We start from the raw sequence: 13301 nt of genomic DNA, 5'->3' as shown, positions 1-13301 counted from the left end.
CAACGCTCATCTCACGCGCACCTCAATTGTTCGTTCTGCCTGTTCACTACCAGACCCGCACTGACCGGCACTGACTAGGGTATAAATCGTCTCGGGTGCGGGACTACCGCTAATATCAGCCTGCACTGCAGAACAACTAAGACCGGCGCTACAACCAGTCAGCCCAGCCTGCGCGAAACTTAATGAACTCGGGACAGAACCACAGCCACTGCCATAAAGCGCCTCCGTGACACCGGCCTGAGCCCCGCTTTCCGCCGCATAAAACGCCCGCTGGGACAGGATCTGCTGACTGACGGCCAACCCCGTACTTTGTTGCTGCTGGGCCATACCCGCAACAATCAGCGCCAGCGCAGTAATCACGAAGATGGCGATGGGCAGGCCTGCACCGCGCTGGTGTTTCCGGAATCTGTCAGGGCACATTGCGGATCTGTACCTCCTGGCTGACGGTGGTGGTTTCTTCGCCGTCCGGGCTTTCCAGCTCAAACGTGAACTGAACAACTGCTGCACGCTGAAGGGTTGCCGGCATTACGCGGAAATCCACGGTGCCGGTCAGGCTGGCTGCCAGCACTTCCGGTGTTCCGGAGGGCGGCTCCGGCTGGGTGTCGCTCGGCGAGTAACCGCTGTACCGATACAGGAAACGCCCGCTCTGGCAAACACTTACCGGCTCGCCCACCACAAAAAGGCGCCGCGACGGGGAGTTGGTATTGAACCGATGGCTGGACGACAGGGTAATGGTTGCCGGTGACGCCGTGTTATTAATGGCAGAAATTGTCGACGACACGGGGCCAGGATCCGATGCGGTATACAGGTCACCGGTACTGGTGCCGTAACCGTAGATCACCGCCCGGGTATTCCCGGTCGCAGGTGGCTGGGCGAAAGCGGCAATCTCGATTTCATCAAAATCCGGGCCCCGGGTGCGCCTGAGATAATTGGTGCCCGCTTCCAGCGGTAGCCACTCAATGCAGGAACCATTGGTTCTTACCGATAGCGGGAAGGCCGCCCGCAGCTCCCGGGTCAGCTGCTCGCTGATCACCACCGACTGCAAGGCCCGCAATTGGCGTGTACTGGTATCCAGCGCCCCCTGTGTGGAGAGGCCGACAAACCGCACCGACACCGTCGCCACAATGCTGAGCAGCACGATCACCATGATCAGTTCAATCAGCGTATAGCCAGTCTGGCGGGTCATCAGAAATTCGCCCTGTACGCTGAGAAACCATAGTCCTGACCGCTGGGATCGGTGATCGTCAGGTCAACGCGCTTGGCCTCGTCCGCCGCCAGTCCGATCTCATCACCGGCACACTGCACCGTCACAGACACACGGAAATTGCCATAGTCCGCCCCCAACGCCGTACCCTCGGCGTTCTCTGGCGTGGCATTGCTGATGGCATTGTAGTCATCCACATCGTCGTAATCCGAACGATCGGCTTCTTCGGTATCGATGTCGCAGCCCGGCTGCCGGGGATTGCCGCCAACCGGGGTGTCCTCGTCGTAACGCCGGCTGAGAATTTCGTCCATGTAGATTTGCGCCAGAGCCACCGCCCGGGTCTGGTTCAGCGGGTCGGCGCTTCGCCCGGTAATCAGCGCAAAGGCGCCCACCACGCCGGCAATTGCCACGCTGATGATCACAATGGTGATGACCAGCTCCACCAGGGTGGCACCGCGTTGAAAGCGCGTGATGCTTTGCCGGCCAGTCATGGGCAGGTCCCTTCAAAGACCGCACCAAGCGAGCTCAGGCAAAGGTTGAAGGTACTATCGCCGGCGATGCGAAAATCGATGCTGGTTCTCGCCGCCGGGGATGCGACTCGCCCGAGATCATCAAATCCGATGGTCACGCCGCCAGAAGGAACGTTGGTGAACGAATTGCCACCCACGCTGAAGGCCATGGTGGCGCCGCTGCGCTGAAGGCTGAATTGGGAAGAGGCCGCTGAAAATAGCAGCTCGTCACTCGTCTGCCGGATGGTCAATGTGTCAGACGCATTCCCTGCCAGCGCTGCCTGCTGAGCAAGCAGCGTGGCCGAGGATAGCTGCTGGGTAGCCAGCAAGGGAGAAAAGGCAGACCGACCTGCAAATAGTCCAATTCCAACCGCCGACAACACGCCGATCAGAATAATGACCATCACCAGCTCGACCAGGGTGAACCCCGATGCCCTCGGGGCGATCTTTGTTCCCATGCCCCCTCCCGGATTCCCCATGCCACCTAGTCACAACGCAAAAAACGTAGGTCGGATTAGGCGAAGCCGTAATCCGACATTGGGTGGCACGGTGATCAGATTTGTCGGATTACGCTGCGCTAATCCGACCTACAGAACTAAACTTTTTAACTGCAAGTTTCATCACCAGCAATCGCAGGTGGCACCGTCTCCGAGGTCGCCTGAGTGTAGGTTACGGTGCAGTCAGATGCGATCGTCACAGTGACCGGATCAGCTGATGCATCAAAATCGACTCCATCCAATTGAGCTGCACCCGCGATTCCAACACCCGAGTCCGCAACAGATGCGGGATAACCGTACACCATATCTACCGTCACACCTTCCAGTGTTATTGTTGATGTAGCGGCTGAATTCGAGCATGTGCTTGATGCAAGACACTTCGCGTGAGCGATGGAGCTAGCGGACCTGATGGCCCCGGCAATTCCATCTCTAGATGCAGAACGTGCATCACCACCAAAATCCGCAAACCGCGGCAACGCAAACGCCGCCAGAATCCCCAGAATCACAATCACCATGACCAGTTCGATCAGGGTGAAACCTTTTTCTTTTCTTGCTGCAATAGCTGTCATCGCTTTCATAAGAGTACTCCGTCTTCGTTCGCCAATTGGCTTTAAGTTTGATCAGTTAATCGTTGTGTTAATTTCGCCAGTGTCGGCGTCATAGGTAATCGTGCTGCCCTGGCCATCCAGCTCATAGGTGAACACACAGTCAGCACCGGGGTCGCCGTCCGCGTCTGGCTGCACGGTAACCGTGTAATCGGCATCTGCGCCTGCAATCGTGGGGGCGTTCGATTGCAGAACACCGGCCCACACCTGCTGACAGCGAGCAACCGTCATGTCGGGACTCGTGTTATCGTTGGTCGCCGTCGGCCAGCCGTCGCCACTCACATCCACATTGTCGTTACCGAAACCCTGAACATCCGTGGTCGCGGCTGTAAATCCATTGGAAACCCACTGGGTTTTCGTCAGTGCCACACCGGCCGCCAATGCGCCAGCGGTAGCCCGAATCGTGGACTGATGCGCCTGCTCCGAAAGCTGCGCAAACCGTGGTAGCGCAAACGCCGCCAGAATCGCCAGGATGGAAATAACCACCACCAGCTCGATCAGGGTGAAACCCCGTTGTTGGTCTTGTCTGTTCATCTGTTTCATGGTCACTATTCCCCCGGCATCTTAGTGTTTAACATCAACGTAGCGCCTCACTTGACGCATTCGCCGACCTTTCAGTCAACGACACTGGCACCATCCTTAGACCGGTAAGTCGTTCGTTTTTTTCGCGCTGTCCGTTTCCATTGCGATCTGAAAATTGCGTTTCCACTTTCCAGGCCAGGGGTTCATCACCTTCAGTTTGCCGACTCTGAATGCTCATCGGCTGCTTTGGGTTGTAAATTAACCACCCCCTGCCCGGCTTTACTGTTTCTTTTTGTGTCCTTTCCCTGAAGCACCAGACCCCTGGCTCCGGCCTGTCACCGCCACACTGCCCGGCGTAGTTAGCCCATTGATGGGTCATCAGTTCAAAAGGGTTGATGCCCTCTTGCTCTGCCAGGCTGGCATGCTGGTCAAGCATGACCTCAGCCCCCTTCACCACCAGTGCCGAGCGCAATTGGCTAAGCACCAGGGCGACGGCCTGCTCTTCGGCTCTCTGCAGTTCCCGCTCCAGCGCGTCCAGCAGGAACCACAACAAAACAAACAACAGGATCACGGCAACCAGGTTCCGGAACCAGCGGGCACTCTTCAGGCCTCCGGAGTCCCTCAGACGCTGCCCTGCCATGGTTTATCCCCGCCCCATGGCGGCCGCCCCCAGATCCCAGATCGGCAGAAACACACCCAGCGCCAGAATCAGAACGAGTATGCCCATGGCTACAATCAGTATTGGCTCTATGGATTCCGCCAGTCGTTTGAGGCCGTAATCCACGTCTTCATCGTAAAAATCCGCAACGTTAACCAGCATATCGTCGACCGAACCGGTCTCTTCACCCACTGCAATCATCTGCAGGATCAGGGGTGTGAACATATTGCTGTGTCTTGCGGTTCGCAGCAGGCTTTCGCCCCTCTCGATACCGTAACGCATCTCTTTGATATGTTTCGATATCCATGCATTGTCGGTGGCATCTGCCACCACGCTGAGGGCGTGGGTCACCGGCATACCAGCCGCCAGCATGCTGGCAAAGTTGCGGGCGAAACGGCTGAGGGTGATCAGCTCAATTAACGGCCCGATGATGGGCATTTTCAGTTTGTAGCGATCCCATATCAGGCGGCCCTGTTCGGTCGCCTTCCACTGTTTCACCAGTATGGAGCCGGCGATAATGGCCGCCAGCAAAAAGTACCAGTAAGCCAGCAGAAAATTGGAGGTGCCCACAAGCACCTGGGTCAGAAACGGCAGGTCGGCGCCCAGCTTGTTGAACACGGTGGCAAATTTGGGAATGACCAGAAAATTCACCACCATAAGCGCAGCGAAAAGGGCAATAACCACAAAAGTCGGATAGCGCAGGGCCTGCTTCAGGCGCCGCTTGGTATCCCGTTCCAGCTCGAGAATCTCCGATAACCGCTTGAAAGCATCATCCAGCTGGCCGGTGTTCTCGCCAACGTGAATCATAGCGATAAACAGGTCCGGAAAAACCTTCGGGTGCGCCTGCATGGCCGTTGCCATGGTGGAGCCGCCTTCGAGTCGGGTAGTAACGTCGTCCAGTACCCGACCCAGTTCCGGCGACCGGGTGGTATCCGCCAGGCCTCGCATGGTGCGGATCAGCGGAATGCCAGCTTTGGTCAGGGCATACATCTGGCGACAAAAAACGATCAGTTCATCCAGGGAAATCTTTTTCCGGAACAGGGGCAGTTCCGACAGCTTGTCCGTCAAGGACTCAGTCTGCTGCACCTCGCGGATGGACAGGGGCGTAATACCACGGCGCATCAGTTCGGATGCGGCGGCGTCCGCATTGGGTGCGGCCAGAGCACCTTGCTGGGTCGAGCCCCGGCTGTCTTTGCCACGGTAGCTAAACTGCATCAGTTACCTCCCCCCGGGGCCGGATGCTCGCTGGCTATTGCATCCTGCAATTCAGGCACGTCTTCCAGGGATACCTCGCCTTCTGATGTCGCTGCTACCCGGGAGACTTCCTCAAGGGTGGTCACGCCCTGCAGAGCAAAGTCCATGGCGCAAAGGCCCAGAGGACGGTAAAGCGAGCTCTCGCGGGCTTCGCGGGTGAACAGGGCAATATCCTGTCGACGCAGGGCATCGAGCATGGATTCGTTCATTTCCAGCATTTCGTAGACGCCAAGGCGTCCGCGATAACCGCTGTTGCCGCACTGGTAGCACCCTTTGCCGTGCACAAAGCCCGCTTCCAGATCCAGCGGGTCCAGATTAAAACCGGACAGCCACACCTTTTCCTGATCCGTGGGCTCGTAGGCCTCGACGCAGTTATCGCAGACCTTGCGCACCAGTCGCTGTGCTACCACGCCCAGCAGCGAGCTGGCCACCAGGAAAGGCTCCACGCCCATGTCGATCAGGCGCATGGCGCTACTGATCGAGTCATTGGTGTGCAGAGTGGAAAGCACAAGGTGACCTGTCATGGCGGCCCGCAGCCCGATCTCGGCGGTTTCGTGGTCCCGCATCTCGCCCACCAGAATCACGTCCGGATCCTGCCGCAAAGCGGCCCGCAGCACGGTGGCGAACTCAAGTCCGATCTTGGGATTGACCTGCACCTGGGTAATCCGCGGTAGCCGGTATTCCACCGGGTCCTCGGCGGTAATGATCTTTACCTCCGGGCGGTTCAGTTCCGTCAAGGCCCCGTAAAGCGTGGTAGTTTTACCGCTACCGGTGGGGCCGGTAACCAGAATCATGCCGTGGGGTTTTTTGATCATCCGTCGGAAGTGCTCTAGCAGCATCGGCGGCATGCCGGTACTTTCCAGGTTCAGCATGCCCTGACTCTGGTCCAGCAGACGCATAACCACGGATTCGCCATACTGCACCGGCATGGTGGACACCCGCACGTCGATACTGCGGCCCTTCACGCGCACGTTGAAGCGCCCGTCCTGGGGAATCCGTTTTTCGGAAATGTTCAGCCCGGCCATCAGTTTCAGGCGCAGGACCAGGGCGGAATTGACCCGTTTCTCCTTCATCACCTGCTCCTGCAGCACGCCATCTACACGCTGTCGAATCCGCACCACAGTCTCGTCCGGTTCGATGTGAATATCCGAACTGCGGGCCTGAACAGCGTCCTCAAACAGAGTCTGAAGCAGTTTAACAACAGGTGCTTCCGCGCTTTCTGATTCGGCAGACAGGTCCGCCAGGTCGAAGGCGTCATCCCCCAGTTCGTCTTCCAGCTCTTCCGCCAGGGACGCAATCTCATCCGTGCGTCGGTAGACCAGATCCAGTGTGCTGAGCAGTTCGCTTTCGCGCACCACCGCCTGTTTGATGGGCTGCTTCAATACACGAACCAGCTCATCGTAGGCAAAAATATCAAGCGGGTCGGCCATGCCCACCAGCAGCTCCCCGCGCTGCTCCGCCAGTACAATACTGCGGAAACGGCGGGCCAGGGCTTCCGGTAGCTTCTTCACCAGCTCGTTGCTGAACTGGTAGTGGCGAAGCTGAACGAAAGGCACATCCAGCTGACTCGATAGGATATTGAGAAGGTTGTCCTCTTCCACGTACCCCAGATCAATCAGCGTGCGCCCCAGCTTGCGACCGGTATTTTTCTGCTCTTTCAGAGCGGTCATCAGCTGTTGCTCGGTGATAACCTCGTTCTGAACCAACAGGTCGCCGATACGGATCTTTTTCTTTGCTTCAGCCATGGATTATCCTGCCCTCAGTGACGCTAGCCGGCGCTGGACGTAATCCGCCAGCGACGGCGGCAGCCCCGGCAATTCAGCTGCCTGCCGGTAGGCCCGGGCGGCACCACGGACTTCTCCCTGATCCTCAAGGGCAATGGCAAGCCCCACCCACCAGGGCGCGCGACTGTCATCCCAGGCGATCAGTTCCGCCCACTGGGCGGCGGCCTCCTGGCCCTGCCCCTGCTGCTGCAGAAGCGTTGCCAGGGTCACCCGATAGGCTGGCAGCTCGGCGACGGCCGGCACGTTCGATTCCAGGGTCGCCACCGCTGCATCAAGCTCGCCACTGGCATGAAGCGCTCTGGCCCGTAGCATGCGCAGATTCGCATCCGCTGCCGCGGCGTCCCGGGGAAGCCAGTCCAGGGCTCGATCGACATCGCCATCCACCAGTAAGGATCGGGCCAATACAAACCGGCTGAGCGGAGCCATTTGAGTCTGCGTCAGTGCCGCCAGGCGGCGTTCTGCCTGGGTCATCTGCCCATTCGCCAGCAGCGTTTCAAGTTCCCGGGCCGTTCTGCGGTCAATCGCTTCCGGAGTCTGTGGGATTGTTTTCACCACTGACGGCGGGTCGGACGCCGCTGGCTCCTCTGAAGCCTTCATTTCAGGGGCTTTCGCAGCTGATGTTTCTGCCTGGATCGTTTCAGGTTCTGGTTCTGGTTCCGGCTCAGGCGGTGCCGCTCTGACTAAAGGCTGCTGCGCTACCTCGGGCTTCGGTGTCGCCCTCTCAACAATAACGTCCTGGCCGGGTGTTTCCGGAGGGACCGGCTCCGGTTCAAGCGAACGTTCCGGTTCAGGCTCGGTCACCGCTTCAGATTGCTGCGCCACCGCCCCGTCTTCCTCTGGTTTTTCCACTGCAGTCCGCTCAACCTGGCCCTGTTCAGGGTCAGGCTGAGCAACAACAGCGGGGTTTTCCGGTATCGCAGGCTCGGTCATACCAAACCAGTAAACGCCGAGACCGGCCAGTACAAGGATCACCAGGACCAACAGAAAAATCAGGCGCGGCGGTCCTTCACGATTCTGCTGAACAGCGCCGGTATAGGCGCCCGCGACTTCCGGGCGGCTCTGACGCTGTTCGGCTTCACGCAGTGCATTGTTGAGCAGGCTCATATCCACCTCGCAAACAGGCCAGGCATCCTGGCGCTGTCGGTGTCGCGGATGGCCAGCATCACGTGGGCACGGTCGACCTGACGGTCGCCCTTGCCCCAGGCCGCCAGCAGGGCTTTGTGAGCAATAATGTTCACCAGCCGGGGAATGCCTCCGGACGATCGGGTGATCAGCTTCAGGGCAGATGACGAAAACAAGTCCCCACCGTTGTAACCGGCCTGGGCAAGCCGGTGTCGCAGATACTGGGCAACCAGCACCTTGTCCAATGGTGCCAGGTGGTATTGAAAGGTAATCCGCTGTTTGAGCTGGCGAAGGCTGTCACGCTTCAACAGTTCATCCAGTTCCGGCTGCCCGAAAAGCACCACCTGCAAAAGGCGGATGCTCTCGGTTTCAAGGTTGGTGAGCAGTCGCAGCGCTTCGATGGTTTCTTCCGGCATGGCCTGGGCCTCATCAATCACCAGCACCACCGGGCGCTGTTCCATGGCGAGGCTGATCAGCCGTTCGTTCAGCGCCTTCAGGATCTGATGGGTGTTGGCGCAGGTATTCACGTCCACGCCCAGCTCTTCCGCCACGGCGGCGTAGAGAGTTTCCGGCGTCAGGTGCGGGTTGGGTATATAGGCGGTGTAGGCTTCCTGCTCCAGTTCATTGAGCAGCAACCGGCACAGCAGGGTTTTGCCGGTGCCCACCTCGCCGGTGATCTTAATAAAGCCCTCGCGCTCACGCAGCGCCACCAGCAGCAGTTCCAGGGCGTCATTATGGCTACGCGCCCGCAGGAAGTAGCGAGTATTGGGCGTCAATGCGAACGGTGCTTCCTGCAGTCCGAAATGGGATTCGTACATGCTAGCGATTGGGCTCCGCAGCCTGGGGCATGGTGGATTCCGCCGATTCCAGCACCTCACGAAGCACGCTCATGCGCTCCCGGCTTGCGGCGACATCGCCTCTCATTTCCTCAGCGCCGGCCACAACCGGGCGCAACAGGATCACCAGCTCGCTCTTGGTGGATTCGAAGCGGCGCTGCTTGAACAGTTCACCCACGACCGGTATTTCACTGAAGAAAGGAACGGCCGAATTCCTGTCCTCACTGCTGTTCTGGATCAGGCCACCGATCACCACGATCTGGCCGCTCTCGGCCCGGATCACGCTGTCGGTTTCGCGGACGGTACTTCTGGCCAGGGGCAGAGTGACATCCTGGTTGCCCACGGTGATCAGTTTTTCCTGATCGTTCACTTCACTGACTGAGGGGTGGACATGGAGAATAATGGTGCCGTTCTCGGAGATCTGCGGCGTCACATCCAGGGAGATACCGGAGAAGAAAGGCGTCAGCTCCACCGAGGTGGACGTGCTGTCAGAAGCGGCATTAATCGACTGGTCGTCCTGAAAATCGATATCAGTGACGAAGAACTCATCGGTGCCAACCTTGATTACCGCCTTCTGGTTGTTCACTGTCGAGATTCTCGGGCTTGACAGTATCTGAACGTTACCCTGCTCACCCAGAAGCTCAATCAGGGCGGTAAAGTCACCGGCCCGGACACTGGCGGAAAACAGCCCGCCAATATCCGCGGTCTGGATCGCCTGGCCAGCCAGGGCCTGGGCGGTAAAATCCTGGGGCAGGCCGTCAGACGCAGTGATACTGGAAGCACTCTGAATATCAGACCAGTTGATGCCCTGCTGATAGCCTTCATTGAGCTGAATTTCCAGAATCTTGGCTTCCAGCACCACCTGGCGCTGCATGATCAGTTGGGTGCGGCGCAGATACTCATCGACCATGGCCATGGCACTGCTGTCGGAGCGAACCATGACCAGCCCCGCATCGGAATTCACGATGACCTGGCTGCCATCGCTGGTGCCCACAATCATCTGTAACGCCTGCCGGATATCCTGCCAGAAATCGGACTGGGTCTCGGTGGAGATCTGTGTGCCCACCAGGTTGGTTGCCTCGGATTGCTGACTGGAGCCGCCCACACCTTCACCAGAGGAGCCGCTCCGGGAGCTGCTGACCTGGCCCGAGCTGACCCGTGTTTCGGAACTGCCACGACGCTTGAAGCTCAGGTAGTCGATGGCAAAGATGCGCGTCTGGGCGCCACCCGACTTCACTTTGAACAGGCGCCCGTTGCGCTCGATATCCAGACCGTAGATATCACCGGCGATATCCATGACCTCCGGAACCGTGACCTCTTTCAGACGCAGATCGATGAGAGCGTCCACTCCCGGGTACACCACTACGTTGTAGCGGCTACCTTCAACCAGGGCCTCAAAAAAGGGCGCCGCCGCCAGCCCGCTGGCATTGACGTCAAACCGGTCCTCACCACCGCCACTGCTGGCCAGCGGTGGCAAAAGCGCCTGACTGAGGGCTTCGTTCATGGCCGGCTCGCCCCTGTTGCCGCTGGACGGCTCCGCATTTTCTGCTTCAGCGGCCTGGGCCAACTCATCGACAATTGCGTCGGCGGCATCCGTGGACGTTGCCTGGCTGGAGCGCAGTAGCGGATTGGTGCTGCATCCCGCCAAAACGCCAGCGAGGATCAGGCTGATGAAGGTCTGGTTCAGTGTCATAGGGGCTCGTTTCTGTTTCATTGCGAACTCCGCACTTGCGGAAGGGTATCAAGCTTTAGAATGCGTACTCGTCCCTGATCAATCAGTTCCACCCGATCCGGGTAGATCCGCCTGAGGCGGACACCCTCAAAAGTCTGCCCTTCCTGACGGGGTCTGCCGTTGATGACGGCCACCTTTCTGTCCGCGCCGATAATGATCGAGGCCAGATCAAAGGCGCGCGCAGGCGTTGGTTCAGCCGGTGCTGAACGAAACCCGCTTGGCCGGGTCGGATCCTGCAGAGCATGGCTCTGCGCCGACACCAGCAGAAGCGCAGTTACCAGGGGCATCCATGCCAGCGATAAGCGAAAAGATGCCATGTCAGACTCCCAGCCAGGCTCGGTCGAGGCTCAGTGTGCGCACACGGATGCGGATTTCATTGCGGGGGTATTCCTTCATCTGATAGTTCAGCGAGACCCACCCCAGCCGGTCGTCCATGGTTTCCAGTGTTTCGATGTAATCCAGCACGTCGAGATAACTTCCGCGCACAACGATTTCCACATCATGGGCATACAGCAGTGGCCCGCTGGTCGCTTCGGGCTCGGCAGCAGCGTCCTCCGGCTTGCCGGTCTGCTCATCAAAAATCGGTGTGGGCGCCAGCAGCTCCACCCCCACCAGTTCCAGCTCGTCCTGGGCCACAAGGATATCCCGCAGCAGCGTAACCATGGCTCGCGGAGCAATCAGTCGGCCGGTGGTTTCCGCCAGTTCGGCATCCAGCCTTTCCAGCCTCGCCCGACGGGCCTCCAGGCGCTGCCGCAGCTCCAGTGACGGATCAGACGACAGCCGGGCGGTCAGGGTTTGCTGCTGTTCCAGCAGAGCCTGCTGTTGTTGTGACAGGGATTTCAAACGCGAGTCCAGAGCATCATTCGTCGCAACGACGGGGGTAACGGCAAGCTCCCAACCCACAACCAGCAACAGCACCAGACAGGTGGCGGTAATAAGTACACGCTCACGAATGGGTCTTTCGTTAAACCAGTCGGCACCTTTCTGCCATGTCTGCTTCAGGCCCTGGCTCACGGTTTACCTCCGTCGCTCTGATCAGTGGCGACGCGGAAATCAATCCAGTTGCCCTGTTCACTTCGCTCCAGTCGGAACGCCCCGAAGGTCTTCCCCTGAAAGGCGGGTTCTTTGCCAAGTGCTTCGAGATAAGCCGGCACCAACCGACCGGCCTGAGCTCGACCTTTGAGCCCGACGTTGCCACTCTGGGCGTTCAATCGAATGTCCGTCAGCCAGAGACCATCCGGCACCTGTTGCGCCAGGGCTTCCAGAGGCGCGGCAAAGCCTGCCGTTGCCGTGGACATGAGGCTTTCAACCTGGGTCAGCAGACGCTGCCGCCGGATAAGAGTCTCGCTAACCCTGGCCAATGCTGCTTCAACCTGCGGGTCCGGCTGCCGGGATTCTGCCTGCCGGGTCAACTGGTCCACCGACTGCTGCAGGCTTTCAACCTGTTGCTCCCGGGAAGCTACCTGCTCGCCGAGCTGCTCATGCTGGTATCGCACGACCCCTGCAGCGACAGCAATGACAACCAGAGCCAGCCCTGCAAGGATCGCGGCCGTGCCTGCCTGAAGTTTTTCCTTACTCGGGCGCAGCTCTTCGGTATAGAGATTGATTCGCTGGGGCACGTCCGGACTTTCAGGCGCAGAAAGTCCGGCACTCCAGGCGGTCAGACAGCGGCTGTCAATGTCACGTTCCAGGCCCAGGTCCGACCACTCCAATGCTTCCACACCGCTGGCAAGATAGGAGCCGAGCATGGAGGAAAGAGGCAGAGCGGTATCCCGTGTAACAAAACGGATTCGAGCGGGCGGGACCTGCCCAAGTTGGCTCTCGTAATAATCCAGGGACCGCTGCATCTCCAACGCAAGCGACTGAACCGCATTCTCCTGTTGAGAGGCATCGTGGAGATCATCAACCGACACATCGAGCCGACGCGAGAGGTAGAGCATGTTGCCCTTACCCACCACCATCTGACCGTAGCGACCGCGCATGTGCACCAACGCTGCCCCGCGCCGGTTCTGGTCCAGCTTCTCTACAAGGTGGCTCAAGGCCAGTTCCGCGATATCAATCTGGACAAGCTCAAGGCCGCAGGCATCAACCAGCTCGATCAGTTCGAGCACCAGGGATTTGCGGGCTGCCACCACGTTGACCAGGTCACCACGACCACGGGAGGCATCTTCAGGGAATGGGAATACATCGGATACGGCGTCGGAAGGACTGAAATCAAGAAAATCCTTCAGCTTCCACTTGAGGGCGTCCCCCAACTCGGATTCGTCAACACCTTCGGGCCGCTCTAGCTGGAAGACCTGATATTGGTCCAGGGGCAGGACCAGTATGGTTCGCGCTCCAGACCAGCCGTGCTGAGCGACCACAGCACTGAGTTCCTGCTCACGCCTGGCCGGAGAGCACTCAATAAAACCGGTATCATCGGCGCTCGTCGCCCACGCAATACCGTCCGGGCGGACTTCAAGATACACCCGCTTTCGACGATCAGAACGACCGGTTATTCTTGTTATTAAGCCTCGGAACACTGGCCAGCCTCAGCGCTCAAACTATGAGCAATTGTGGATACAGCTGAATAATAGTT

The 13301-nt window shown here is 58.9% G+C and carries 15 protein-coding genes; all 15 read right to left on the bottom strand.

Features of this window, described 5'->3' with window-relative positions:
- Positions 1-6: 6 nt before the first annotated feature.
- The 15 genes from FPL19_RS16860 to FPL19_RS17690 all read right to left on the bottom strand — a co-directional run bounded on the left by FPL19_RS16860 (position 7) and on the right by FPL19_RS17690 (position 13086).
- Positions 7-420 carry a hypothetical protein gene (locus tag FPL19_RS16860; RefSeq protein ID WP_150914393.1) on the bottom strand — a complete coding sequence of 138 codons (414 nt, stop codon included), beginning with the start codon at positions 418-420 and terminating at the stop codon, positions 7-9.
- Positions 410-1186 carry a type II secretion system protein gene (locus FPL19_RS16855; protein WP_150914391.1) on the bottom strand — a complete coding sequence of 259 codons (777 nt, stop codon included), beginning with the start codon at positions 1184-1186 and terminating at the stop codon, positions 410-412. The genes FPL19_RS16860 and FPL19_RS16855 overlap by 11 nt, the downstream gene beginning before the upstream one ends.
- Positions 1186-1695 (bottom strand): type IV pilus modification PilV family protein, encoded by a 510-nt coding sequence (locus FPL19_RS16850; RefSeq protein ID WP_150914389.1) that lies wholly within the window; start codon positions 1693-1695, stop codon positions 1186-1188. Before FPL19_RS16850 ends, FPL19_RS16855 begins: the two co-directional genes overlap by 1 nt.
- On the bottom strand, positions 1692-2171 hold the full coding sequence (locus FPL19_RS16845; protein WP_150914387.1) for a pilus assembly FimT family protein: 480 nt from the start codon (positions 2169-2171) through the stop codon (positions 1692-1694). The genes FPL19_RS16850 and FPL19_RS16845 overlap by 4 nt, the downstream gene beginning before the upstream one ends.
- A 146-nt stretch (positions 2172-2317) precedes the next feature.
- Entirely contained in the window at positions 2318-2788 is a 471-nt protein-coding gene (locus FPL19_RS17800) for a type II secretion system protein (protein WP_318527397.1), read from the bottom strand.
- Positions 2789-2830: 42 nt separating this feature from the next.
- Positions 2831-3358: a type II secretion system protein gene (locus FPL19_RS16835; protein WP_150914385.1), complete on the bottom strand. Its 528-nt coding sequence runs from the start codon at positions 3356-3358 to the stop codon at positions 2831-2833.
- A gap of 34 nt (positions 3359-3392) precedes the next feature.
- A complete protein-coding gene (locus FPL19_RS16830; protein WP_150914383.1) occupies positions 3393-3977 on the bottom strand; it encodes a hypothetical protein in 585 nt (194 codons plus the stop codon).
- Positions 3978-3980: 3 nt separating this feature from the next.
- Positions 3981-5210 (bottom strand): type II secretion system F family protein, encoded by a 1230-nt coding sequence (locus FPL19_RS16825; RefSeq protein ID WP_150914381.1) that lies wholly within the window; start codon positions 5208-5210, stop codon positions 3981-3983.
- A complete protein-coding gene (locus FPL19_RS16820; protein ID WP_150914379.1) occupies positions 5210-6994 on the bottom strand; it encodes a GspE/PulE family protein in 1785 nt (594 codons plus the stop codon). The genes FPL19_RS16825 and FPL19_RS16820 overlap by 1 nt, the downstream gene beginning before the upstream one ends.
- A 3-nt stretch (positions 6995-6997) precedes the next feature.
- Positions 6998-8137, bottom strand: a complete 1140-nt coding sequence (locus FPL19_RS16815; RefSeq protein WP_150914377.1) for a tetratricopeptide repeat protein — start codon at positions 8135-8137, stop codon at positions 6998-7000.
- Positions 8134-8973 carry an ExeA family protein gene (locus FPL19_RS16810; RefSeq protein ID WP_150914375.1) on the bottom strand — a complete coding sequence of 280 codons (840 nt, stop codon included), beginning with the start codon at positions 8971-8973 and terminating at the stop codon, positions 8134-8136. The genes FPL19_RS16815 and FPL19_RS16810 overlap by 4 nt, the downstream gene beginning before the upstream one ends.
- A 1-nt stretch (position 8974) precedes the next feature.
- Complete coding sequence (mshL, locus tag FPL19_RS16805; RefSeq protein ID WP_225314476.1) at positions 8975-10705, bottom strand: pilus (MSHA type) biogenesis protein MshL; 1731 nt, start codon at positions 10703-10705, stop codon at positions 8975-8977.
- The gene (locus tag FPL19_RS16800) at positions 10702-11040 is read right to left on the bottom strand and encodes a hypothetical protein (RefSeq protein ID WP_225314475.1); all 339 of its coding nucleotides are present in this window, start codon (positions 11038-11040) and stop codon (positions 10702-10704) included. The genes mshL and FPL19_RS16800 overlap by 4 nt, the downstream gene beginning before the upstream one ends.
- A gap of 1 nt (position 11041) precedes the next feature.
- Complete coding sequence (gene gspM, locus FPL19_RS16795; RefSeq protein WP_150914374.1) at positions 11042-11737, bottom strand: type II secretion system protein GspM; 696 nt, start codon at positions 11735-11737, stop codon at positions 11042-11044.
- Entirely contained in the window at positions 11734-13086 is a 1353-nt protein-coding gene (locus tag FPL19_RS17690; protein WP_225314474.1) for a PilN domain-containing protein, read from the bottom strand. Before FPL19_RS17690 ends, gspM begins: the two co-directional genes overlap by 4 nt.
- Positions 13087-13301 lie beyond the last annotated feature (215 nt).

Origin of the sequence: Marinobacter halotolerans (genome assembly GCF_008795985.1) — a bacterium.
GTDB lineage: Bacteria > Pseudomonadota > Gammaproteobacteria > Pseudomonadales > Oleiphilaceae > Marinobacter > Marinobacter halotolerans.
The sequence above is the reverse complement of the archived record's forward strand: the minus strand, read 5'-3'. Positions and strand labels throughout refer to the sequence as shown.